Genomic DNA, 24,419 nt, shown 5'->3' on the forward strand with positions numbered 1-24,419 from the left:
TACCTATTAGCGGATTAAAGTAACATTTCCGCTTTTTTTAAAGAATGTTTCATTGTGGCAACGGGCACTTAAATAATATACAAAAACAGCCGGATCACAAGGTTTCCCTTTATATCTTCCATCCCACCCTTCGTCAACATTTTGTGTTTCAAAAACTTTCTCGCCCCAACGGTCATATACCATAAAATTCATCTCTGTCATCATCTTGCTTCTAACATAAAGTACATCATTTTTACCATCGCCATCAGGCGTAAAAGCATTGGGAACATAAATATATGGTTCATCACAAATAACCTCCAGAACAAATATTTTTAATGTGTCGGTATAGGTACATCCATAAGGGTCAGTTATTGTGAGATAATAAGTTGTTGTTTGTTGAGGACTGGCAACAGGGTTGGCTATCAATGGGTTATCTAACCCATCAGCAGGGTACCATGAATAATTACAACCCGGAATACTTGTCGCATGTAAACCTGTTGACTGCCCCTGAAATATGGTATCTTTGTCTGAATACACTTCGATACCAGTAAAAACATAATCCAGTACAATATTAAACCCGGCGCTGATGTAACATAGTCTGGAATCAGTTACAGTCACATTATATGTTCCTTCACATAAAGATGTAAGTGGATTGGAAGTTTGTGCATTATCCCAATAATAGGAATATGGAGGTGTCCCACCATTGATTGTTAGTTGAATATAGCCAACACAAGCTTCCACGCAGGGAATGTTCATTGACTCGGAAATTTGTATAAGCGGGTCAGGTTCCGGCAGGCTAATTGATGAAATTGAAATACAGCCTGTATTGTCTGTAACTGTTACTGAATAATTACCTGCGCAAAGGTTATATATGGTATCATTACCTGAACCGGTATTCCATAAATATGTAAATGGAAAATTCCCGGAATTAACAAAAACAGAAACCTGCCCGTCACAAGAATCGTAACAGGAAGGCGTTACATAATGAAGAGAATCAATAACAACAACAAAATCAACATATACGCTGTCAGTCAGGGTACAATGTCCATTACCTACCATTATATAAAAGTAACCAGGGCTCGTAATAGTTGTTGTCATGCTTGGGTTAAACGATGGAGAATTCAACCAGTCGGTAAACTGATTATTTGATGACCAATGAAAATAATTTGCCTGATGTTCAGTGTTTGCAGTAAGAGTTATAATACCACTGCAGGAAAAAGCACTATCCGTTGGGTAAGGGTCCATATCAAATACGTCAACTATTTGCCGAAGTGTATCTGTACAAACACCGTTTGAAACAAGTAAGGTGTACGTTGTGGTAACAATTGGGTTGGCTAAAGGGTTACATATAGTGCTATTAGTCAGATAAGTTGCCGGAATCCATTGAAAAGTAACTGTAGGGTCTCCTACAGGTAAAATGCCAATCTGAACCGCATCGCCGATACAAATATATTTTGTAGGTAATGTGTCACTGGTGTTTGAGAGTACAACCACCTGTTTAATTATAGAATCAGAAAAGTTACATGTTCCTGTGTCGGAAACCAATAAAGTAACATCATATACACCGGAATTAAGATACACATGGCTGGGATTGCAGTTGGAAGAGTTTGTTCCGTCACCAAAATCCCAGTAACAAACCATTCCCTGCCCGCCTGTATGTGAAATATTATCAAAAGTAACGGAACCTGGAGCGCAAATTACAGGAGGTATCACAAAATCGGCTACAACCAGAGGCAGCATAAAATCATATTTAAACACGCCATTGTTACAATTGCTGCTATTATTGGTATTTGACCAAGCCTCGGGAGTAGTTGGAAAATCGTCGTGGTTTCCACAACCAGCACAGACAGATTGGTAAATTTTCCCATTCTTATCAAAGCGACTGGTTCCGCCGTCAACATGTTCATTTGATAATGGGCCTCCAAAAAAAGTTGCATAAGTCAGAGCAGAAGCATCATCTTCCATGACCATAAGATAATAATCGCTATTGTCAGTTGTTGTTTGAAAAGCATCATATGTAATTGGGAGCCCTGAAGTCCCGCCAAAACCGTTTACAGCTCCGCCCCAACCCGATAAATATATTTTATCGCAAACATCAACCAGAAATGCTGTCGGTGAAATATCAGGGCCTCCGTTGCCCGTGCCAAATGCCGTGGACCATATTAATGAATCCAATTCTGCACTCATTTTACTGATAAACTGCCCTCCGTTAAGAATATACCACTGAACATTATTAATATAATAACTGCCAGCAGCTGCAGTTTGCCCAAGTGCATAAATATTTCCGTGATGGTCATTTTCTATCAGGTAAACCTGGTCATAAGCACCTGAGCCATAATAAGTGGAATGCAAAATCTGGCTGCCGGTTTTATCAATATGAGTGATAAAACCATCAGCATTACCTCCGGGTTGTGTTGTGTACAATACACCAGATGTAACGGAAAAATTTGATGATGTTGTTCCTCCCCCGACATAGATATCCTGATTGTTATCAATCACAATACTGTATATAGCATCATTAGCAGAACCGCCAAGGTAGGAACACCAGTGCAGACTGGATAAATGACTGTCAAATTTAGCAATAAATCCATCCTGGGCACCTCCTCCGTAATTCGGCTGAAATGTACCTGATGTTCCGGGTAAATCGTTTGACTGTGTAGTTGCTACTATATAAATATTATCATTTACATCTATCATGATTTCACCTCTTACATCGTCAGCGTAATTATTTCTCAGGGGTGCTTGAGTATTAAGTCCATCGTTGCCTGAACCACCAAAAAATGTAGATGCCAGCAATGCCGTTCCGATACTATTAAATTTGGTTACCACAACATCTGACCCTGTATAATTCAGGACGTATGTCAATGTATAGGAAGTTCCACCATTAAATGTCTGGTCGAAAGCATCAGATGATACGGGATAGTTAGCAGAAGATGTTGTCCCCATAACACAAAGGTTATTATAACTATCAACAATCAGGCTATTTGGGACTTCAGTGCCCGAGCCTCCAAGGTAGGTTGAGTAAATCATAAAATGCCCGGAAGTGTCGTATTTTGAGATAGCTATATCACAAGAGGCGCCACCAAAATATGTCTGATATGCTCCTGTCGTTGTAGGATAACCCAGAGCAAAAACATTCCCACCTGCATATAAAAAACCAAGTGCATCATAAGTTGCAGTATATCCCCAGTTATCAGCCAGTGAGCCTGAATACGTTGAAAAAATTAGTAATGGATCTATAACCAGGGTTTCATTTTTATCATATTCACCAAGTTTGAAATGAACTTTATTTTGTTTAAGATCATACGAGCACTTAATCTTTTGCTGTTCGTTATTATTAGAAATCTGATATGCATAAGGTTCAAGCTCAGTTATTTTATTCACAGTAGTTTTGATAAGCAGATTTCCATCTTTCAAAAACATTGCAGAAACTCCTTCGTATTCAAAACGGACATCAGAAAGATTGGCCCCGGGATGAAGTATTAATTCGTATTTAAGTTGGTTATTTCTGGAATAAACTCTTAAGTCAATATTTCTGTATATCTCCAGATAAGTAACTTCATCATATTTTCTTACTTCCGTTGCCCATTTTGAGGGGTCATTACCAATATAATAATTTTGATAATCGGCAGAAGGTTCTGATTTTTCAATATCACAATGAGTGTTGCCATTTACAAAATGAATTTTATAAGCATGAGCATCAATGGAAGTAACCGGTAAATCAGAAAGCCCCTTTTTTTCATCTTTGTTAAGATATTTAAAGCCCATCATTTTACGGTATGCTTCCATGTCAATGAAATTAAAAGTAATGCCATCTTTTTCAAGATACATTTCGCCGCCCGCAATAAATGCTTTAAACATTATATTAGGTTCCCACTGATTTTTATTTTCAATCAGCTGAAATTTGGAAATGTTTAAACTATCATTATGATGCGCATATAATTTATGCGAAGCCAGAAATATATAAAAGGCAAGGGCAAATATTTCAATGTATAATTTCCTATCGGATTTCAACTCGAAAAATTTTAATAAAGGTATAGCAAATTTAACAAAAAAATTAGAATCATTCAAATTATCTGCTACAATATAGGTTATAACGAATTTTAAACAAAAAGTACTTGTATGTGAGTTACTAATAACAAATTAATTAATCCTTTACTCTTCATGATTCATAAATCCCTGTTTTTCTATTACATGAAGAAAACTCTTCGAAAAATAAACATTATCCTTCTTAGTATAACGCTTTTGGGTAAATATCTGAGCCAGTGTCTCAAGTTTATTTTCTTCAAGGAGGCTTTTTGTCATGGGAAGAGATTCTTTCTCCCGGTATATTGTATCAATCTTTTCTGAACTATATGAGTGGTAAGTTTCTTCATGCACTACTGCTTGATATGGCAGGCGGTCGGTTAATTCCGGGCTTTCATCAGGATAGCCAAGCACTAAAGTTGTAACAGGTACTACACCTGTTGGGCAATTAAAAAAATCAATCAATTTATCTGCATTATAAGTTGTTGTCCCTAAATAACAAATTCCCAATCCATGTGCTTCAGCAGCAATGGCAACATTTTGTGCGGCAAGCAAAGCATCAATGGCTGCAGTCATAAAAGATAAAAAATTGTCATATCCGGGTTCCGCTTTGCGTTGTCTGCACCATATATTAAAACGGTTGAAGTCGGCACAGAAAGTAAGCAATACCGGTGCCTGAAGCACCATATCCTGTTTAAAATGATATTCCCATAATTGTTTTTTCTTTTCTTGGTCTTTTGTAACAATAACACTATATACCTGCATATTGCCTGTAGTGGAAGCTCTGAAACCCGCTTCAAGTATCTCTTTTAATATTGCATTTTCTATAGGGTGATTTTTATATTTGCGAATGGTGCGATGATTCATTATAGTACTAATCGTTTCCATATTATTTTGCTTTTTTATTTTTAATTCTATCAATGATTTTTTCGTTTGTAAGTTCTTTATAAGCGTCTCTGCCAATCCATCTTGCTGTTTTATCAGGTGAATTCATGAGTTCGTTTGCCAGTTTAACAGCATTAGCATGCAGTTCCATGTTTCTTTTTCCAATTTGTCTCAGAGCCCAGTTAACAGCTTTTCTGACAAAATTCCTGTTATCATCCGACCGGGAACCTATCACAGGTAAGAAAGATAAAAAAATGTCATCATTCGCATTTTTATGATGCACGGCCAGACAAGCCATCATGGCAAATCCTGCCCTTCTCACAAATTCCTCATCGCAGACGGTCCACTCATATATTTTTTTTAGAACGTAAGGCGTATCAATAAAAACTTCATTGCAGCACTGGTCACAAATATCCCATGAATCAAAATCATGACACCATGTTTCCATTTGCTGTTCCGTAACTTCTTTATAATCTTCAATAAAACACGCCAGCATTCTGGCCTCATGATAACCGCTTTGCCATAAGGATAATGCCAGTTCATGGTCTTTTTTATAATCACGTGCCATCTGCCTGAGAACAGGCAATGAAATACCAAATGCTTTTTCGGTTTGAATACCAAAATGAGCCATGCCTTTAAGATTCTCAGGGCTTCCCAAAACTCGGAGTTTTTCTATAATCTGTTCAGCTTTTGTCATTATTCAATCATTAATAATCCATCATTGGTAGCAAACCATTTATGATTTTTTGAATCAATCGCAACATGATTGACAAAATAACTCGGATTGCATGAGTTTGTAGGCATGTATAATAGCCATTTTTCATCATTCCACTCCATTACACCTGAATTGGTCGCCATCCAGTAAATGCCTGAATTATCACAGCATATCCTATAATTCAAAAACTTTGGTAGTTTGGAATTCTCAGGAGAGTAAATAGTCCATTTGGTTCCTTCAATCTTAATGAATCCGCTCCAAAATACTACCCAAATGATGCCTTTTTTATCAACATAAATATAACTCACCTGGTTGTTCGGCAATAACGAGTTGGAGTTCTTATATATCGTCCAAAGCTTGCCGTCGAAACTTGCAAAACCATTATTTGTTGCTACCCATTTATTGTTTTTTTCATCAACAGCAACAGCATTCACCACATTATCCGGGAGTCCTTTTTCGTCAGCTTTGTAAACGGCCCAGTCAGTTCCATCAAACGATGCAAGCCCGTTGTCAGTGGCAAACCACATTACATCATTATTATCTTGAGCAATCGCGATGATGTGTACATCAGGCAAGAGACAATTTTCCGGTGTGTAATTATACCATGAGTTGTCATCATATTTATAAACTCCATGATAACGGCTACCTATCCATTTGTTATTATTATGGTCAACAAAAATCACTGTAACAAAGCTGTCCCGGATAGCAGAATTCGTTGAATCATAAATTTTAAACCCGTTACCGTCATAAAACACCAGATCTCCTCCGTAAAAACAATCGCCTGTCGCGAGCCATAAGTTATCATTGTGGTCAACAGTAAGGGTTTTAATAATTATATCGGGAAGGTCAGAATTGATTGTATCAAATACCCTGCAATTAAATCCTGGGGTTTGTGCGTGGGTTTGAAGAACAAAAAATGACACAAGCAATATTAGGAAAAACAACTTTTTCATGATAGTTTTTTTGGTTTGTACCCTGAAGCTTGTAAAATTTCCTGAGAATTATCCTTTTCAAAAAGTTGCTTCAGTGTTAGCTTTTTATTTTGTTTCATATATTCCCTGATTATCTGCCAGCCAATCCATGAACCAACTCGTGCAGGAGATTTTTTTGCAAAGGCCGTAGTGAAAGGCCCTGGAGTGAAAAATTTTCTAAATGAGCTCAAATCCTTACTGTACAGAAGGTTATTGTCAATGAAAAAAGCCCACATCCTGGCCTCATTCTCATAACACCATTCCAATTGTTTTTGCGAATATTTTACTTTAATAGAATCATCAGCAGCCGGCAATAATGCATCAATAAAATAAAGTTTCCGTCCTTCATATATCATATAATCAAGACATGAGGCATCTTTCATCTCTTTATAAAAATGATATTCAGTGATAGCTTCAATACAATCCCTAACGATATATTCTTCCGACATAAATTTGCGAATGTACAGCGGCAAGCCTAATTCCTGATACAACTTATAGCCCGGTCCCAGATACATATCCAACGCAATAACCAAAACACTATCAGAATAAATAACAGGGTTTTCGATGTCCATACCACAGATATAAGTATATACCCGTGGTATTTTTTTTTCAGGAAAATGACTTTTAAATATAGTAAATACTGCCGAAAGTTGTTTTTCAAGCGATGAAAGTTCAGGGAAATTTTTCTGGCATGTATTATAATTCTCTATCATCTGAAGGTCGTTAAGATATTCTTTTATTTGCCTGATATTTCCCGGGTCTGATAAGTCTCCGTTAAGAAAAAAACTGTATTCTGGTTGTATTCTTAGCAACTCTTCCTGAAGTTTACTTTTGTCAAGATTAAATAATGACTTTTCATAGCGGTTTATAGTTATCTGCACCGTAGTATCTTTCAAAACAACTTCTTTTTTATTTTCCTCATCGTTCCGATTACAAGTACACGAATAAAAAAAACCGGCTATTATTCCTATTAGTAAGAATGAGAATATGTGTTTCATATTTCTGGAAAATTATTGCTAATTAATACAATTATCAACTGATGATTAATTACAAAAATATTACTTTTGAAGGTAATTAAAAATTAATTGTATTATATTTGTAATAAAAACTTATGAAGACTTCTTTAAAAACCCTGGTATTTAGTACAATAATCATATGTCTGGTTTTTTCAGTAAAAGCGCAGGACCGCAAGTTCAATTTCGGCATACATATTTCACCGAACATCAGCTGGGTAAAGCCCGATGTTGACGGCGGGGAGGCATACAAATACGAGTCTGATGGTGCCAGGTTTCTGATGGGTTATGGTGCTGATTTCAACTATTTCTTTATCCCTAACATTGCCCTGGGCACAGGAATTAATGTTGTTTATAACGGGGGAAGGATGAAGTACCCGACTACTTATACCATTAAAGACGGTGAAGGCGATTCGATAGGTACCGCACAATGTAATCTTTACAGAAAATATAAGTTGCAATACCTGGAGATCCCTCTTGTCCTTATCGGCAGCACCGGCGACCTGATGGGAAATTTCTCCATTTATGCCAAGTTTGGGTTGGGTACATCCTTTCGCCTAAAAGCCCGTGCTGATGATGAATATGTTGACAAACTTTCGGAAGGCACCACCTATAAGGAAGAAAATGCAAACATCAGCAAAGATGTGAGTTTTTTTAAAGAATCGCTCATTATTGGCGTGGGAGGAACATACAAATTTAAAAAAATAATTTCCCTTAATTTCGGGCTGACATTTAACAGTGGCTTTACGGATATTCTTAAAGATTACAATGACCAGAAAACCGATCTGAAAGAGAATGCCAAAGCCAGTTATATGGACCTGTATGTCGGTGTCCTGTTTTAATACCATTTACTAAAACATTTCCAATGAAAATTGCTTTAGCTCAGCTTAATTTTCACATAGGAAATTTTGAGCTGAATACAAAAAAAATCCTTGATGCTATACGGAATGCCCGTTTACATAAGACGGATCTGATTGTTTTTCCCGAACTTGCTGTGTGTGGTTATCCTCCGCGCGATTTTCTTGATTATTCCTATTTTACTAAAGCCTGTTCAAATGCTTTGCAACACATCGCTAAAGAATGCATTGAAATTGCCGCCGTAGTAGGCTCACCTTCTGTTAACCCTGATGTTGAAGGAAAAAACCTGTTTAATTCCGCATTTTTTTTATCAGACGGGAAAATTAAATTTTCACAACATAAATCCCTCCTGCCCAATTACGATATATTTGACGAATACCGCTATTTTGAACCCAACAGGAAATTCGGCGTTGTTGAATATCAAGGAAAAAGCATCGCACTGACCATTTGCGAAGACTTGTGGAACATCACTCCTGACCCGATGTACGTTATGAACCCTATGGAAGAACTCGATAAGCTTAAGCCGGATATTGTGATTAACATCGCCGCCTCACCTTTTTGTTATCAGCAACATGAACAACGCCTGCAAATTCTTTCAGACAATGTTCAAAAATACAAAATTCCTATTGTATATGTCAATCATGTTGGAGCACAAACCGAACTGATATTCGACGGAGGTTCATTTGCCATGAATACCCGGGGAGATGTTGTGTTGCAGTCCCCGTTTTTTGAAGAAAATATTGCATACATTGACACGAATGATTTTGAAAAACCTGCCGTAACACAAGTTCAACAATCAAAAGCAGCGCTGATACATGATGCGCTGGTGTTGGGAATCAAAGACTATTTTCTCAAAATGGGCTTTAAAAAAGCAATACTTGGGCTGTCGGGAGGAATAGATTCTGCTCTGGTTCTGGCATTGGCTGCCGAAGCGCTGGGCACGGAGAATGTGCTAGCTGTTCTGATGCCCTCGCAGTTTTCATCACAGCATTCGGTTGATGATGCCATGCAGCTGGTTAATAATCTTGGATGTAAATCCTATAAAATAGCAATTGAAGAAGCGTACCAGGTTTTTAATAACTTACTCCAACCCGTTTTTAAAGGGCAAACTTTCGATGTAACGGAAGAAAATATCCAGGCACGTATTCGCGCCATTCTTTTAATGGCTATCTCTAACAAGCACGGCTACATCCTTCTCAACACATCTAATAAAAGCGAAGCTGCCGTTGGCTATGGCACGCTATATGGCGATATGTGCGGCGGACTTGCTGTGCTTGGTGATATTTATAAAACACAGGTTTACGAACTGGCATATTATATCAACCGAAACAAAGAAATTATTCCTGAAAATACCATTACAAAACCACCATCAGCAGAATTGAGGCCGGGACAGAAAGATTCCGACTCCCTTCCCGAATATGAAATACTTGATAAGATACTTTATCAATATATTGAAATGCAAGCAGGCCCGGATGAACTTATCAGCATGGGATTTGAAAAAGAAACGGTGCAAAAAACTTTAAAGCTGGTAAATACTAATGAGTACAAACGCTACCAGTCGCCCCCCATACTCCGTGTTTCGCCCAAAGCTTTTGGCATGGGGCGCAGGATGCCGATAGTGGGGAAGTATTTTTAAAAGTTTGATGCTTAAAGGGAATCTTATTTCACTTTTTCTTATCAAAAAACAATATCTTTGTATATAAATCCAAAGTCATGGAATTAAATCCATTAACCGCTGTTTCGCCTATTGATGGCAGATACCATAAAAGCACCGAAGTACTTTCAGATTATTTTTCTGAATATGCGCTGATAAAAAAAAGAGTTTTTGTTGAAGTGGAATATTTCATCGAACTATGCAAAGTGTTACCCGGCTTGAAAAATTTCCCCAAACCCAAAATTGCCCTGCTGCAAAAGGCCTGTTATAATTTCAGTATCAGCGACGCTGTTCATATCAAAGAAATAGAAGCCTCCACAAACCATGATGTGAAAGCCGTGGAATATTTTTTACGTGAGAAGTTTGATGAATTAAAACTTGGAGCTTATAAAGAATATATTCATTTCGGGCTAACATCGCAGGACATCAACAATACAGCTTTGCCACTACTTGTAAAGGAAGCGTATGTAAATATTCTGCTTCCTGCTATCAATAAAATTCTGGATGTATTAATAACACATTCCATTGAATGGAAAGATGTTTCCATGCTTGCCCGCACCCATGGGCAACCAGCATCACCCACAAAACTGGGGAAAGAAATTATGGTGTTTGCTGAACGCATTATGAGCCAGCTTGAACAAATGGAACACCTTGAATTTGAAGGAAAATTTGGAGGAGCAACCGGAAATTTCAATGCTCATTATGCTGCTTTTCCAAAAATAAGCTGGCATAGTTTTGCAGATAAATTTACAAACCGCCTGGGCCTCAAACGTCAACAATTCACCACGCAGATTGAACATTACGACAACCTCGCGGCATTTTTCGACCTGCTTAAACGCATTAACACCATACTTACCGATTTGTGCAGAGATATGTGGTTATATATCTCCATGGATTACTTCAAGCAGGAAATTGTTAAAAATGAAGTAGGTTCATCGGCTATGCCCCACAAGATTAACCCTATAGATTTTGAAAATGCAGAAGGAAATTTCGGCGTTGCCAACGCCCTGTTTGAACACCTGTCCGCTAAACTTCCTGTGTCTCGTCTTCAGCGCGACCTGACTGATTCGACAGTAACACGCAACATAGGCGTTCCCATTGCTCATACCCTGATAGCCACAAACTCATTAAACCGCGGACTTGGTAAATTAATACTTAATCAGCATAAAATTGCAGCTGACCTTGAGAAGAACTGGGCTGTGGTTGCCGAAGCCATACAAACCATACTCCGCAGGGAGAACTATCCCAATCCCTATCTTGCGCTGAAAGAACTTACCAGAAATAATAAAGAAATAAGCAAACAAACGCTGTACAATTTTATAGAAAAACTTAAAATAAGCTCAGCAATTAAAAAAGAACTCAAAAGCATTACTCCTGAAAATTATACAGGCAAATAAGCAAATATCACATACAGCATCGCATACTTGTAATTGTTCGGTAGAAAATAATTTTATAAACTTGACTTCTCCGTTACAAATTCTGGTTTTATTTACGCTTTACCCGTTTTGAAAACCTTATTGGTTTCATCAACACATCGCAATATTTCCTCTTTTCCCCTTTTATCCTTGGAAGAGGTAATAATTGTCTGTGGCAAATTTTCCCATTTTTCAGAAAGAGTTCTTTTAAGGAGGTTAATTTGTTTTGACATTTCAGCTCCGGATACCTTATCACACTTTGTCAATAATATTATAAAAGGCAGAAGGTTTTCGCCCATTTTATTGATAAAACTTATATCGTTATTCTGCAAGGGGATACGTGCATCAACCAATACAAAAGTGTAAAGCAGGTTTGTCCTGTTTAAAAGATATCCTGAAATCATTCTTTCCCATTCGTTTTTTATTTTTTTCGAAACTCTTGCATATCCGTAACCCGGCAAATCAACCAGGAACCATGCTTCATTTATAACAAAGTGATTAATCAACCTTGTTTTTCCCGGCGAAGCAGAAGTTTTGGCAAGCCCTTTAATGCCTGTAATCATATTTATCAAGGAAGATTTACCTACATTGGAACGTCCTATAAATGCATACTCTGGCTTATCAGGCTTAGGGCATGCACTATAAGACACGCAACTTGAATGATATTTAGCGGAATGAATCAGCATTTTTTTATTTCCGGTAAGTTGACAGGTGCCTGTCTTTTTTGCTGTTGTATATATCCCCTATGGTTACTAAAATACCCGTTTCATGAACATTACCAAACCCATGATTGACGGCAGTCCCGAAAGTACGCATGGTGGATGTAAGATTCATATATGCATTTACTAGAGGAGGAATATTTTCATTCAGTTCACGCATGGTCTGCATTAGAAGTTTATAATCCGCACCATAATTACCTCCATTAAATAACAATTCTAATTCTTTTATATCTGTTTTAATTTCAAGAGGAGTAATGGGTTTTACCAGATTATCTTTATCGGGAAAATATTTAAAAAGGAAATACATGATAATGTCTCGTGCCTGTTGATTGAAATGAGGGTACATAGTTACTTTTCCAAAAAAATATTTTACATAAGACTTATCAATAACAAGAGCTCCAAGCCCATCCCAAAGATTATCAAGAGAGAATATTCCTTTGCGACTATTCACAACAGGTTGATAATCAGGCTGAACGAACGAACGCCCTAATTCGATAGTGTAAGGTGAAAACTCTTTTAAAAAGCGTTCGGAGAAATTAAATAACTCGGTAGTTGCAATAAAAGGGACACCCTCTTCATTATAGGATGCTTTTCGGCACTCAATAAAGCGATATCCTCCAATAATCTCCATATCACTCGGATCCCAGACAATCATTTGCTCATAATGATTTTCGCAGGTATCGAACTCATCAATATCCACAGCTTTTCCCGTTCCGCCACCCGCATCCCTGAATGTGAGTTCACGCAAGCGGCCTATTTCACGCATTACATTAGGGGCATTATGAGCATTCACAATATAAATTTCATTATCTCCAAAGTTGGTTTTCCTCAGAAACAAATCATTCGCCAGTTCTTTTTCCAGTAACTTCTTCTCAACAGCAGGAATCAGTATTTCCATAGTTTATCTTTAAATTTTAAATTCTGTAAAACAATCCGATTTCAAAGAATAAACATAAGATTTTACTTTTGCTGCCCATTCTTTATCTGAAAATCTTTTGTCAAATAATGAATAAGGTATAGGCTTGCCAAAAATAATGTTTATTTTTTTATCTTTTTGTTTATACACTTCATCAACAAGATAGAGCATCTCAATATTTGATTTAATTCCAATTTTCACTCTGAATTTTGCAAAGTTATAGAAAAAATCAGAGTTGCGGCCTTCCATATAAACGGGTATAATATCACGTTCGTATTTTCGTGCATAGGAAATGAAAGTTTTTTTCCACTCCAGATCATGAATAACTCCCCGTTTTTGCCTTCGCGATACCAGGCCTGCAGGGAAATAAAGAATGGTGGCATCAGAGTCAAAAGTATCATTTATTATTTTGACATTCTGGGCATTGCTCCCATGCTTATTGATGGGGATAAAAAGACTCTTCAGATTTTTAACATTCATAAGAAGGTCATTCACGGGGAACAAAATATTTTTCCTTATTTTTCCGGCTATATGCATCAGGGCAACCCCATCAAGGCCTCCGAGTGGATGGTTTGAGGCAATAAGTACCCGTCCTTCTGCAGGCAGGTTCTCTATTCCGGAAACATTTAATTCTTTGATAAACTCCTTTACAATACGCTCAACGAAATCAAGCCCGAAAAACTGATTGTTTCTGTTAATAAAATCATTGATTTCATCCTGATGCAATATTCTTTTCAGATAATTAATAATAAAACGAGGTAAAATCTTTAAAAGTTTTGGGTTTTTATTCCCGATAACTCTCTCGATTTCAATAAATTTTTCAGGAGTTTTGTCCTGAATATTATTTCCCTGCATATAAACAACACTATGTATTAACTGTCTGTAAAATTAACAAACTTTTTCTAAGCAATGTAAGTTTAATTTCCTTGGGTATTAACCTCTTTTCCTGAGGTGGTGATTAATAATGATTTCGAATTTTGTTGAATCAAGAAAGGTATCGAAACGAAGATGGTCTTTTCTTTCATTGTTTTTTCCGGCCATAATATCGTCATGAAATTCATTCAGAATAATTTTCCATGGCAACTCGGTGCAATAAAATTCGGAACTATCATCAATATTAAAAGCATTATCGAAAGGAATTTTTTTTGCGAGATAGTCTTTCGCTCTTTTGCTGATAGCAGACAAAGGTTTATTTATTTGGGGCTTATATCTTATGACTATCACAGAATTGTAATGACTGTCTTTAATAAAACTTTTCAGATCCTGAGATTGGACTCCGTCAACATCAGACAGGGTGCTTGATACTGAATGAATTATTGAATAATTTGTATCGTCTTTACATACGATGGCACAATGCGAAATGTCATATTTCTCCCCGAGTTGTTCTACAATTAAATCACTTACCAACCCATACCCATGTCTTAAAATAAGGTCTCCATCATGAATTTTATTTATTTCTTCTTTAGTAAGTGTATAGCTAAAAAAAGATTGTTCCTGCATGCTACGGTTTTCGTATGCATGCAGGAACAATCTTAATGATGCAGCCATTGATATAATTGTAATGAAAAAAACAACCAGTATTCTCTTCATTAATCAATGACCATTAGGGACAATTAATTATTCAACAGCAGCGGTTGTATCAACAGCAGTTGTATCTTCAACAGGAATATCTTCGCCAGTACCTTCTTTTTTCTGCTCAACTAACCATTTGCCATCTTTCTTTACTAAATCTAAAGTTTCTTCTTTGCCATCAGCTGTATATTTACATGCTGATTTGTCTTCTGTTGTTTCGCATTTCAGGTTTTCAATTTTTACTTCTTTCACTTCCTGTGCTCCACCAACACCTGAAAAACTCTGCATCATGTCAAGCATCTGGCCAGTTTCTTCTGTGGCAAGTTTCTTAGCTTCAGCAAATTCTTTCTTGTTGAGGTGGTTCAGGTATTTTTCTGCTACTGCTTCGGGGGTGTCTTTTTTACCGCCGCATGAACTGATTGCTACAACTACGATAGCTGCAATTACTAAACTTAATACTTTTTTCATGTTTTCTTCTTTTTGGTTATTAATTTCATTTTAACTTTGCAAAAGTAATAAAAAAAATACTCTTTTAACATTTTTTAAGAAATTTTTTTACTAACAACATCAATTGTTAGTAACTTTTTTAACTATTTAATTGAATTTCAATAAAATAAACAAAAATCAACTGGTAATAAATGCAAAACTTAACGAAAATCATTGAATTTCTGAAGCAGAGGTTACAAAAAGAATTACCCGGCATATCTGCACATTCAAAAATGATTCCTCAGGTAAGGCACTTAGAATTTTTTCCTGTTCCGGAGACTGCCCGTAAAAGCAGCGTCCTTTTTCTTTTATTTAAAAAAAACAGTAAAATCTGCACCTTAATTATAAAAAGACCACCATATAATGGGGTTCACAGTTCACAAATATCTTTCCCGGGAGGTAGCTTCCAAAAAACAGATATATTATTGAAAAACACTGCCCTCAGAGAAGCGGAAGAAGAAATCGGAATTAACAAAAAACATGTCGAAATTATTGGAAGCCTCACAGAGCTATATATTCCTCCAAGTAATTTCCTTGTAAAACCATTTATCGGCTACACAAAATATTCTGAAAACTTCATACCGGATAAACGTGAGGTTGAAAAAATAATAATTACCGAAATAGATAAATTTATGGATGTAAAAAACCTCAAAACTAAAAAGATTAAAATTCAAAGCGGGCTTGACTTTGAAACCCCATATTATGATATTTGTGGCGAAACGGTATGGGGAGCAACTGCTATGATTTTCAGTGAATTTACAGAAATAATGAAAGAATATGTCGGAACTTTATTTAAAAAATAACCCTCAAAAAATCTGTGTTCTCTCCGAAGCAATATAAATTAGTATTTTTGGCTCTGATTTCACAACATAACAAATGAGAAAGTTCTTAAAAAAACGATATGGGTTTATAATCTTCATCTTATTTTATTCGGGATTCTTTTTTTTCTATAATTACAATAAAATACTGACTTATCGCCCCAAATCAATCCATCAGCACAGGCAATGCGATTGTTTGTCTTTTACATATAACTTTTATAAAACAGGAAATAGCTTATTTGAACCTCAACTAAACCTGAAAACAGGGAAGAACTTTTCCGGAAAAAATGCCTCGGAATTTCCCATTCTTTACTGGACTGTTGCAAAACTCTGGAAACTATTTGGATATCACGAGTGGATTTACCGCCTCTTTTTTGTTATTATAATGTTCTTAGGATTATTTGCATTGTTCAGAATATTTGAAAACATCCTAAAAGATGTTTATTGGGCTATTCTTTTGCCCTTGTGGCTTTTTACATCAACAATCATTATTTACTATGGAAATAACTTTTTAACCGATGTTCCGGGTTTGTGTTTTGCTTTTATTGGTTGGTACTTTTTCCTAAAATATGTAAATACTAAAAAATACTGGTTCATCATTGCAACATTGTCATTTTTCTGTTTAGCCATGCTTGTTAAAATAACAGCAGGAATCAGCTTTGCAGCTCTTTTAATTATCTTCATTCTCGAATGGACAAAAATTATCCGATTTGACAGCAACTATATTTTCAAAAAAAGAATTCTTACACTATTACTATTTTTATTTGTTGGAATTATTGTCGCTTCCTGGTATTTATATGCGGTTTATTACAACAAAGTTCATGAGAATTATCTTTTTCAGACGGGAGTGTTACCTATTTGGAATATGAAATCTTCTGAAATAACTATCATGTTCAGAATTCTTTTCGATTTTCAATTAAAAAATTATTTTCATACCATAGGGTTGATAATTATATTAGCTTTTTTTGTGATCGCCCTTTTAAATTTTAAAAAGCAAAACCGTTTTTTACTCATTCTCAATATAATAATTTTTCTTTGCTGCATAGGTGGTATGTCTTTATGGTTTGGGGCATATAATGTTCATGATTATCACCTGATAAATTACTTAATATTCATACCCGCCACATGCCTGACATTTTTTAATTTTCTCAAGCAAAACTACCCCGATATTTTCTCTTCGCTTAAGTTCAAAATTGTAATGCTCGTGATTGTATTAGTTTGTGCACATTATGGAAAAGAAAAAACATGGGCAAGGTATTGCGGGCATAACAAACAGTTGTATGACTATTCTTCATTCCTCTCGCGATGGGAGGTGGATTTTTACAGATATGAAAACTGGGCTTATGGAACCAGAATGGAAGCATACGAAACCATTACCCCGTACCTTAGGGAAATTGGCATTACAGAAAATGATAATGTTTTTTCGTTACCAGATGCTTCCCCCAGTATCACTTTATACCTTATGGGGCAAAACGGCGTCTCCTTTATTGCAGAAAAAGGCCCGGATTTTATCCACATGATAAATCATTATAAAAGCCTAAATATTAAATATGCAATAGTTGGCGACACATCCATCCGTAAAGACCCTATGATTGCAAAGGTTCTTTCCGAAAAAATCGGCCAATATAAAAATGTGGCAATATATAAGATTTCTTACGATTATAAATTAAACAGTACTACATTTTTTTGTGACAGTGAAACAACTGACTCCGCAGGAATTAACTTTATCGGGAATCCGGATTCTATTAAATTTGCAGTTGCTGACTCAAGAAGTGAAGAGAAAGCTCTAAGCGGTAAATATTCCGTTTGTTTGATTGATTACAAACAATATGGCTTTGTAACTACCTTGCCTTTTGTTACCAAAAATCAATATTTTGTTATAAGTGTTTGGAGATATTGCGAACAGGATACAGAGGCCGGAATATGTTTATCTGCAAAAAACTCAGAAGAGTTTTATAACTTCAGTACGGATGTGACTGAGGAAAATGATACCGGATGGGAAAAAATCAGATTGGTAGTTACTATCCCCAAAAATATGGACGGCAAAGAAGTTTCTCTTTATGTTTACAACCCTGATAAAAACAAAAAAGTATTTTTTGACGACTTTGAAGTGAGTATCTTAAACTTTCAGGAATAATTTATTATTAATCGCACAACTGATTCCATCTATAAACTTAATTTTTAATTAATTGCACTTTATTATTCAATTAAACTCTTTTCTATAGTTCGGTGTCTGAAGTTGTATTATTATTTTTGTTAAAAATTATATAGATGAGCAATACTCATGAAAAAATAAAACTTTCTCTCACAAAAGTTTTAGACTACGCACACGAACGTAACTATAAAGGCTACAATAAATATGACGCACTGGATAGTAAGTTATTGATGTTTTTATCCTTTGGGAACAAATACCTTCGTTTATTATACAGTCAGGTAGTTATGCGCTCTCCTGTAAATATAAGACCTTTATTTTTTATTCCCAAAACAAGAAATCCTAAAGGTATTGCATTATTCGCCATAGCACACATGAATCGTTACAAGGCTGAACAAAATAATGAAGACTTAAAACGTGCAGAAAATTTACTTGAATGGCTACTTCAAAATCCTTCAAAAACCGAATGGGGCATGTGCTGGGGGTATCAGCACCCATGGCAGGATGTTGGTTTTTTTGCACCAGCCCACCTTCCCAACCGCGTCGTTACTTATTTTGTAACTACGGCAATGATGGATGCCTATGAATTAACTCAAAATATAAAATACCTTGAAGCAGCCAAATCCGCACTGACATTTTTATTAAAAGCACCTAAAGTACTCTATGAAGATGATTCCATGAAATGTCTCAGTTATGTTCCTTCCGAAAAAATAAACTGGATAGTGATGGACGTTAGTATTCTAACCGGCTCAATTGTGGCAAGGGTAAATAAATACATTAAGGATGAACAACTGTCAACAGAAGCCCGTAAACTTGTGAATTTTGTTGTGGACAAACAAACCGATTACGGGGCATGGTATTACACATACCCCGCTGGTGATCACCCGCGGAAACACGATAACTATCATACGGGTTATATCGTTGATGCCATACTTGATTATATGGACCATACGGGAGATAATTCTTTTATGCAGCAATATCTAAAAGGTATTGAATATTACAAAAACAATCTTTTTCTTGCTAACGGAGCACCAAAATGGGCTAATGACAAAACCCACCCCTTTGATGTACACGGCTCGGCACAAGGCATTATATCCTTTGTGAAAGCATCAAGGTTTGATAAAAGTTATATCACTCTTGCGGAAAAAATTGCCAGCTGGGCTATTGATAATATGCAACATAAAAAGAAAGGATATTTCTACTACCAGAAAACATCATTATTCCGGAAACCATATACTCTGATGCGCTGGTCATGTGGCTGGATGAGCCGTGGACTGAGCATGTTGTTAATTTATAAACCATAGTTAAAGTCAGGATTTAGAATTATGAATTCGGAATTGAAATTCTATTTATTTTATGACAGAATTTGATTTAAAATTAAGAACACGAAAATTTGCAGTTCTGGTTTTTAAATTTGCTGAAAAAATGCCAAGAACTATTGGCAATGATATAATCGTTAAACAATTGCTCCGTTCATCAAGTTCAGTTGCTGCAAATTACAGGTCTGTAAATCGTGCAAAATCACAGGCTGATTTTATTAATAAACTCATTATTGTACAGGAAGAAGCTGATGAAACGCTCTTTTGGCTTGAATTTATATGTGATCTGGAAATAATCAAAAATAAAAATGAATTAACTATACTGGCTAATGAGTGCGAACAATTATTATCAATAATCACAAAATCTATAATAACATCGAAAAATAAAAGGAATACAAACAAATAATTCTGACTTTTAACTTCTGACTTCTGAAATGAAAAAAGTCCTTTTCATAACATATTACTGGCCTCCGGCAGGCGGGGCACCAATTAACCGCATCCTGAAATTTTATCAGTACCTTCATGATTTTGGTTGGGAACCCATCATATTGACTACAGAAAACGGTGATTTTCCTTTTGAAGATGAAAGCCTTCAAAAAGAAGTCAGGTCAAATACTAAAATATACCGTTCTAAAGGCTTAAGCCTTCATAAGATATTTAGTTCGGTTTCTCCGAAATCTAAAAAGAACTTCCTTCCTTATGGGTTTACTGATGCTTCAAAAAGCACCCGTATGGACAAACTTTCACGCTGGGTGAAGTATAACTTTATTCCAGATACACGTTTCCCATGGTACTTTTCCACTGTCAGTAAAGCGGTAAAAATTATTTATGAAGAAAAAATTGACTTGATTTTCAGCTCATCTCCCCCACAAACAAACCATATCATTGCACGTAAAGCCGCAGCCAAAACAGGGCTACCCTGGGTTGCCGATTTCCGCGATCCCTGGACAGATGTCTTCTGGCTGTTGAATAACTCTATCAGGTGGAAATGGATACATAATATTGATAAAAAGATTGAGAAAAAAACCATTGACAAAATGGATGCAATTATCACTGTAGGGCCATCACTTGTTCAGATTTTAAACCGGAAAACCACAAAAAAAATTCACCTGATAAGTAACGGTTTTGACGATACCTATTTTTCGGAGCTCACATATGAAGCAAATACCAAATTTCGAATAACTTATGCCGGGAGCCTCAGCAAGGAACAAGACCCTCAGTGTTTTTTTGATACCCTTGAAATACTTAAATTAAATAAAGAATTTTTTGACAATACTGAGTTGGAGTTTCTGGGCAATTTCCCCATTTATCTTCATGACATCGTGGATGCATCTCCTTATAAAAATCACACACATTTTTCTCCTTATACTTTTTATACCGATTCACTTAAAAGTATTGCTGCATCAGAGCTTTTACTACTTATCATCCCTAAAACAGATGATAACAAATGCATCATCACCAGCAAGCTTTTTGATTATATGGGAGCGCAGCGGCCGGTGCTGGCCTTTGGCCCTGTGGATGGAGATGCTGCAAGCATTTTGAGAGAAACAGGTGCAGGACAAATTTTCGATTACTCAGATATAAAAAATGCTTCCGAGTTTATTCTTTCTGAATTTAATAATTGGAAAAACAAAACTAATTCATACCAAGCTGATAAAAATAAGATCAAACAATTCACAAGGAAAAACCTCACTAAAAAACTTGCGGAGATTTTTGATTCGTTAGTAAAAAAATAAGATTCAGGTTATTTTAATTCCTCTTTACTCTGAATCACGGGTAAAAGAAATTTTTCAAGGTAAGGTTGAATAAAATCCAATAAAGGGCTATACACATTAATTAACTTCAATGATTTATCGTAAAAATCCATTGCAGCCTGCTTTTGATCAGCCTTTAAAGCACGGGCTATGCATGTATTTATCAGGCAATGGGCAGCTGTGGAATCGGCTAAAGATTTGCCATTTTCAAATATCATCCCAATCAGGTCATCTGCTGTACCATCAGGTATGCCACAAGTATTATGGCTTATTCTGGCAAAAAAAACATTATCGGATTCGTTATTATCCTGCTGGGCAAAAATATCACTACTAACAAGAAACATCATGCAAAAAAACATTAAGGCGCTTTTAAAGTTTTTCCTCATTCTTATCAATTTCATTTAACAAAAATAACAAAATCACTGTTAATACAGACAACCTGATATAACAACGCCATTTTTTTCAATATTTATTATATTTGTCTAAAATCTACAGATGGATAAAGATTCGGCAAAAACGAAAATCATTGAGTTGAGCGAGAAAATAAACCGCTGCAATTATGAATATTATAATTTGTCGGCGCCTACTATTACTGATTATGAATTTGACATGCTTCTTGAAGAGCTTATCCGCTTGGAAAAAGAATATCCTGAACTCGCACTTCCAGATTCTCCCACTAAGCGTGTAGGAGGGGAAATAACTAAATCTTTTAAACAGATTACACATAAAAACCCTATGATGTCATTGGGAAATACTTACTCTGAAGAAGAAATTACAGATTTTGATTTGCGAATAAAAAAACTTCTTTCCGGAGAACCCTGTGAATACATTTGCGAACTTAAATATGATGGTGTAGCCATTGGACTAACCTATGAGAAAAGCATTTTAAAATATGCCGTCACCCGCGGCAATGGCATTCAGGGAGACGACGTAACTACAAATGTCAAAACCATAAAAACAATACCACTCCGGCTTTTTGGCAAAAATATCCCCGATGAATTTGAAATCCGCGGCGAAATCATTATGCCAAACCGTGAATTTGAAAGATTGAATGAAGAGCGTACTGAAATCGGCGAACCCCCTTTTGCAAACCCACGCAATGCAGCTTCCGGAAGCCTGAAAATGCAGGACTCTGCTGAAGTTGCCAAACGTTCTCTGGACTGCTATCTTTATCATATTATTGGTGATAAACTGCCATTTGATAATCATTACGACAACCTGATGAAAGCCCGAGAATGGGGTTTTAAGATACCTATGTATATCGCTAAATGCAAAACAATCCTTGAAATCAAAGAATTTATCGAATACTGGGAAGTTGCGCGTGAAGAACTTCCTTTCGGTATTGACGGCATTGTTATAAAAGTTAACTCCTACGAGCAACAGAATCGGCTTGGCTTTACAGCAAAATCACCACGCTGGGCCATTGCTTACAAATATAAAGCTAAGCAGGCACTGACAAAATTACTGTCTGTTGATTTTCAAGTAGGGCGCACTGGGGCCGTTACGCCTGTTGCCAACCTTGGGCCGGTTTCTCTTGCAGGAACTATAGTAAAAAGAGCATCTCTGCACAACGCAGATATTATTAAAAAACTGGATGTACGCATCGGGGATATGGTTTTTGTTGAAAAAGGAGGCGAAATTATTCCAAAAATAACCAACGTTGACTTGTCCCAACGAAATCAGGATAGTGTAGAATTGCAATTCCCTAATATTTGCCCTGAATGTGGAACAGAACTTAAACGTAATGAAGGCGAAGCCATTCATTATTGCCCTAATGAAAACGGCTGTCCACCTCAAATTAAAGGTAAAATTGAGCATTTTATCAGTAAAAAAGCCATGAACATAGACAGCCTGGGGGAAGGCAAAGTGGAATTACTTTATGAAAAGGGTTTAATTCGTAATATTGACGACTTATATAATCTAAAAGCCGAAAACTTAATCGGCCTTGAAAAAGAATATTTACTCGAAAATCCGGAAAAATCAAGGATAGTAAAATTCAGAGAAAAAACTGTTGAAAATATTCTTAAAGGAATTGAAGTGTCAAAACAGGTTCCTTTTGAAAGGGTTTTGTATGCCATTGGGATTCGTTATGTTGGGGAAACTGTCGCTAAAAAACTTGCATATCATTTCAACAACATTGAGAACCTCCAAAAAGCCAGTTTTGACGAGTTAAAAGAAGCTGAAGAAATAGGTGAAAAAATAGCCGGAAGTATTCAAAAATACTTCAACGAACTGCAAAATATTCAAATAATTAATTCATTAAAAACTCAGGGATTAAAATTTAATATTGATAAATCTTCTTTTTCAAAGTTGTCAGAAAAATTGAAAGGTAAATCTTTTGTTGTTTCAGGGGTTTTTACTGTCTCGCGCGACGAAATAAAAACTTTAATAGAAAAACATGGTGGGCACAACACAGGTTCTATCTCAACTAAAACAGATTATATACTTGCAGGAGATAATATGGGACCGGAAAAAAAGAAAAAAGCTCTAAAATTGAACATCCCGGTTATTTCAGAGAACGAGTTTTACGAAATGATTCGCTCATAAATCTTATATTTGTAACCTAATTAATTTGTTATGAATATCGAACAATGCATTAATGAATCTATTGAAGTTAAAAAACGTTTGCTGGAAAATACTTCTCTGTTAAATACCATTAATGAAATAAGTATGCTGGCAGTTGAGGTATTTAAGAATAACGGGCGTATTTTGTTTTGCGGCAACGGTGGAAGCGCTGCAGATGCCCAGCACATTGCCGCCGAATTATCGGGGCGTTTTGCTTTCGACAGAGAACCCCTTGATGCCGAAGCTTTGCATGTAAATACATCCTATCTTACAGCCGTAGCTAATGATTATAATTTTGATGAGGTTTATGCAAGGTTGGTAAAAGCCAGGGGCAGACAAGGAGATATGCTCATAGCACTTTCCACATCAGGAAACTCCCCTAACATAATAAATGCTGTTGATGCAGCAAAAAAATGTGGCATTATTACTGTCGGATTGACAGGAGATAGTGGCGGAAAGATAAAAGATGTAGTGGACTATCTCATTAACGTGCCTTCAAGCGAGACACCCCGTATACAGGAAGCCCACATACTTATCGGCCACATTTTCTGCATGTTGGTTGAAAATAAATTATTTAAAAGCAAGTAGAAAATTAATTTTAT

At 36.2% G+C, this 24,419-nt stretch carries 21 protein-coding genes; 10 read left to right on the plus strand and 11 right to left on the minus strand.

Annotated features, from left to right (window positions below):
* Nucleotides 1–6: 6 nt before the first annotated feature.
* From M0R16_01000 to M0R16_01020, 5 genes are all read right to left on the minus strand, one after another.
* Nucleotides 7–3,993, minus strand: coding sequence for a gliding motility-associated C-terminal domain-containing protein (locus M0R16_01000; GenBank protein ID MCK9611462.1), 3,987 nt, complete (start codon nucleotides 3,991–3,993; stop codon nucleotides 7–9).
* Between the two features lie 141 nt (nucleotides 3,994–4,134).
* Nucleotides 4,135–4,884, minus strand: coding sequence for an NADPH-dependent oxidoreductase (locus tag M0R16_01005; protein MCK9611463.1), 750 nt, complete (start codon nucleotides 4,882–4,884; stop codon nucleotides 4,135–4,137).
* Nucleotides 4,885–4,894: 10 nt separating this feature from the next.
* Nucleotides 4,895–5,587, minus strand: coding sequence for a DNA alkylation repair protein (locus M0R16_01010; GenBank protein MCK9611464.1), 693 nt, complete (start codon nucleotides 5,585–5,587; stop codon nucleotides 4,895–4,897).
* Complete coding sequence (locus M0R16_01015; GenBank protein ID MCK9611465.1) at nucleotides 5,587–6,558, minus strand: hypothetical protein; 972 nt, start codon at nucleotides 6,556–6,558, stop codon at nucleotides 5,587–5,589. Before M0R16_01015 ends, M0R16_01010 begins: the two co-directional genes overlap by 1 nt.
* Nucleotides 6,555–7,574, minus strand: a complete 1,020-nt coding sequence (locus M0R16_01020) for a hypothetical protein (GenBank protein MCK9611466.1) — start codon at nucleotides 7,572–7,574, stop codon at nucleotides 6,555–6,557. Before M0R16_01020 ends, M0R16_01015 begins: the two co-directional genes overlap by 4 nt.
* 113 nt (nucleotides 7,575–7,687) lie before the next feature.
* Between M0R16_01020 and M0R16_01025 the strand changes: the two genes are divergently transcribed.
* From M0R16_01025 to purB, 3 genes are all read left to right on the plus strand, one after another.
* Nucleotides 7,688–8,431 (plus strand): PorT family protein, encoded by a 744-nt coding sequence (locus M0R16_01025; protein ID MCK9611467.1) that lies wholly within the window; start codon nucleotides 7,688–7,690, stop codon nucleotides 8,429–8,431.
* 23 nt (nucleotides 8,432–8,454) lie between these two features.
* Nucleotides 8,455–10,083: an NAD+ synthase gene (locus M0R16_01030; protein ID MCK9611468.1), complete on the plus strand. Its 1,629-nt coding sequence runs from the start codon at nucleotides 8,455–8,457 to the stop codon at nucleotides 10,081–10,083.
* A 77-nt stretch (nucleotides 10,084–10,160) separates the two neighbouring features.
* Nucleotides 10,161–11,498, plus strand: coding sequence for an adenylosuccinate lyase (gene purB, locus M0R16_01035; protein MCK9611469.1), 1,338 nt, complete (start codon nucleotides 10,161–10,163; stop codon nucleotides 11,496–11,498).
* A 92-nt stretch (nucleotides 11,499–11,590) separates the two neighbouring features.
* Here purB and yihA read toward each other — a convergent pair whose 3' ends face one another.
* The 5 genes from yihA to M0R16_01060 form a co-directional block, all read right to left on the minus strand.
* The gene (gene yihA, locus M0R16_01040) at nucleotides 11,591–12,202 is read right to left on the minus strand and encodes a ribosome biogenesis GTP-binding protein YihA/YsxC (protein ID MCK9611470.1); all 612 of its coding nucleotides are present in this window, start codon (nucleotides 12,200–12,202) and stop codon (nucleotides 11,591–11,593) included.
* Nucleotides 12,203–12,206: 4 nt separating this feature from the next.
* Nucleotides 12,207–13,133 (minus strand): GNAT family N-acetyltransferase, encoded by a 927-nt coding sequence (locus tag M0R16_01045; protein MCK9611471.1) that lies wholly within the window; start codon nucleotides 13,131–13,133, stop codon nucleotides 12,207–12,209.
* 9 nt (nucleotides 13,134–13,142) lie between these two features.
* A complete protein-coding gene (locus M0R16_01050; GenBank protein ID MCK9611472.1) occupies nucleotides 13,143–14,006 on the minus strand; it encodes a 1-acyl-sn-glycerol-3-phosphate acyltransferase in 864 nt (287 codons plus the stop codon).
* A gap of 78 nt (nucleotides 14,007–14,084) precedes the next feature.
* Nucleotides 14,085–14,699 (minus strand): hypothetical protein, encoded by a 615-nt coding sequence (locus M0R16_01055; GenBank protein ID MCK9611473.1) that lies wholly within the window; start codon nucleotides 14,697–14,699, stop codon nucleotides 14,085–14,087.
* Between the two features lie 69 nt (nucleotides 14,700–14,768).
* On the minus strand, nucleotides 14,769–15,191 hold the full coding sequence (locus tag M0R16_01060) for a hypothetical protein (protein ID MCK9611474.1): 423 nt from the start codon (nucleotides 15,189–15,191) through the stop codon (nucleotides 14,769–14,771).
* A gap of 170 nt (nucleotides 15,192–15,361) precedes the next feature.
* On the opposite strand from M0R16_01060, the gene M0R16_01065 reads away from it, so the two are divergent.
* From M0R16_01065 to M0R16_01085, 5 genes are all read left to right on the plus strand, one after another.
* Nucleotides 15,362–16,012 carry a CoA pyrophosphatase gene (locus tag M0R16_01065; GenBank protein MCK9611475.1) on the plus strand — a complete coding sequence of 217 codons (651 nt, stop codon included), beginning with the start codon at nucleotides 15,362–15,364 and terminating at the stop codon, nucleotides 16,010–16,012.
* A 73-nt stretch (nucleotides 16,013–16,085) separates the two neighbouring features.
* Nucleotides 16,086–18,164 (plus strand): glycosyltransferase family 39 protein, encoded by a 2,079-nt coding sequence (locus M0R16_01070; GenBank protein MCK9611476.1) that lies wholly within the window; start codon nucleotides 16,086–16,088, stop codon nucleotides 18,162–18,164.
* Between the two features lie 134 nt (nucleotides 18,165–18,298).
* A complete protein-coding gene (locus M0R16_01075; protein MCK9611477.1) occupies nucleotides 18,299–19,483 on the plus strand; it encodes a hypothetical protein in 1,185 nt (394 codons plus the stop codon).
* 52 nt (nucleotides 19,484–19,535) lie between these two features.
* Nucleotides 19,536–19,904 (plus strand): four helix bundle protein, encoded by a 369-nt coding sequence (locus M0R16_01080; protein MCK9611478.1) that lies wholly within the window; start codon nucleotides 19,536–19,538, stop codon nucleotides 19,902–19,904.
* Between the two features lie 28 nt (nucleotides 19,905–19,932).
* Nucleotides 19,933–21,234, plus strand: a complete 1,302-nt coding sequence (locus tag M0R16_01085; protein ID MCK9611479.1) for a glycosyltransferase family 4 protein — start codon at nucleotides 19,933–19,935, stop codon at nucleotides 21,232–21,234.
* An 8-nt stretch (nucleotides 21,235–21,242) separates the two neighbouring features.
* On the opposite strand, the gene M0R16_01090 is transcribed toward M0R16_01085, so the two are convergent.
* Nucleotides 21,243–21,599, minus strand: coding sequence for a hypothetical protein (locus tag M0R16_01090; protein ID MCK9611480.1), 357 nt, complete (start codon nucleotides 21,597–21,599; stop codon nucleotides 21,243–21,245).
* A 148-nt stretch (nucleotides 21,600–21,747) separates the two neighbouring features.
* On the opposite strand from M0R16_01090, the gene ligA reads away from it, so the two are divergent.
* Both ligA and M0R16_01100 read left to right on the plus strand, forming a co-directional pair.
* Nucleotides 21,748–23,799, plus strand: coding sequence for an NAD-dependent DNA ligase LigA (gene ligA / locus M0R16_01095; protein ID MCK9611481.1), 2,052 nt, complete (start codon nucleotides 21,748–21,750; stop codon nucleotides 23,797–23,799).
* A 30-nt stretch (nucleotides 23,800–23,829) separates the two neighbouring features.
* Nucleotides 23,830–24,405, plus strand: a complete 576-nt coding sequence (locus M0R16_01100) for a D-sedoheptulose 7-phosphate isomerase (protein ID MCK9611482.1) — start codon at nucleotides 23,830–23,832, stop codon at nucleotides 24,403–24,405.
* Nucleotides 24,406–24,419: the final 14 nt, after the last annotated feature.

This window comes from Bacteroidales bacterium (assembly GCA_023228145.1).
Classification (GTDB): Bacteria; Bacteroidota; Bacteroidia; order Bacteroidales; family CAIWKO01; genus CAIWKO01.

What these genes read in the sequence shown, in the direction of transcription:
- M0R16_01065 (MCK9611475.1), top strand. Translation starts at nt 15,362, where the DNA reads ATGCAAAACTTAACGAAAATCATTGAATTTCTGAAGCAGAGGTTACAA.
- M0R16_01070 (MCK9611476.1), top strand. Translation starts at nt 16,086, where the DNA reads ATGAGAAAGTTCTTAAAAAAACGATATGGGTTTATAATCTTCATCTTA.
- M0R16_01075 (MCK9611477.1), top strand. Translation starts at nt 18,299, where the DNA reads ATGAGCAATACTCATGAAAAAATAAAACTTTCTCTCACAAAAGTTTTA.
- purB (MCK9611469.1), top strand. Translation starts at nt 10,161, where the DNA reads ATGGAATTAAATCCATTAACCGCTGTTTCGCCTATTGATGGCAGATAC.
- M0R16_01020 (MCK9611466.1), bottom strand. Translation starts at nt 7,574, where the DNA reads ATGAAACACATATTCTCATTCTTACTAATAGGAATAATAGCCGGTTTT.
- yihA (MCK9611470.1), bottom strand. Translation starts at nt 12,202, where the DNA reads ATGCTGATTCATTCCGCTAAATATCATTCAAGTTGCGTGTCTTATAGT.
- M0R16_01055 (MCK9611473.1), bottom strand. Translation starts at nt 14,699, where the DNA reads ATGGCTGCATCATTAAGATTGTTCCTGCATGCATACGAAAACCGTAGC.
- M0R16_01015 (MCK9611465.1), bottom strand. Translation starts at nt 6,558, where the DNA reads ATGAAAAAGTTGTTTTTCCTAATATTGCTTGTGTCATTTTTTGTTCTT.
- M0R16_01090 (MCK9611480.1), bottom strand. Translation starts at nt 21,599, where the DNA reads ATGATGTTTCTTGTTAGTAGTGATATTTTTGCCCAGCAGGATAATAAC.
- M0R16_01025 (MCK9611467.1), top strand. Translation starts at nt 7,688, where the DNA reads ATGAAGACTTCTTTAAAAACCCTGGTATTTAGTACAATAATCATATGT.
- M0R16_01080 (MCK9611478.1), top strand. Translation starts at nt 19,536, where the DNA reads ATGACAGAATTTGATTTAAAATTAAGAACACGAAAATTTGCAGTTCTG.
- ligA (MCK9611481.1), top strand. Translation starts at nt 21,748, where the DNA reads ATGGATAAAGATTCGGCAAAAACGAAAATCATTGAGTTGAGCGAGAAA.
- M0R16_01050 (MCK9611472.1), bottom strand. Translation starts at nt 14,006, where the DNA reads ATGCAGGGAAATAATATTCAGGACAAAACTCCTGAAAAATTTATTGAA.
- M0R16_01045 (MCK9611471.1), bottom strand. Translation starts at nt 13,133, where the DNA reads ATGGAAATACTGATTCCTGCTGTTGAGAAGAAGTTACTGGAAAAAGAA.
- M0R16_01030 (MCK9611468.1), top strand. Translation starts at nt 8,455, where the DNA reads ATGAAAATTGCTTTAGCTCAGCTTAATTTTCACATAGGAAATTTTGAG.
- M0R16_01060 (MCK9611474.1), bottom strand. Translation starts at nt 15,191, where the DNA reads ATGAAAAAAGTATTAAGTTTAGTAATTGCAGCTATCGTAGTTGTAGCA.
- M0R16_01085 (MCK9611479.1), top strand. Translation starts at nt 19,933, where the DNA reads ATGAAAAAAGTCCTTTTCATAACATATTACTGGCCTCCGGCAGGCGGG.
- M0R16_01010 (MCK9611464.1), bottom strand. Translation starts at nt 5,587, where the DNA reads ATGACAAAAGCTGAACAGATTATAGAAAAACTCCGAGTTTTGGGAAGC.
- M0R16_01100 (MCK9611482.1), top strand. Translation starts at nt 23,830, where the DNA reads ATGAATATCGAACAATGCATTAATGAATCTATTGAAGTTAAAAAACGT.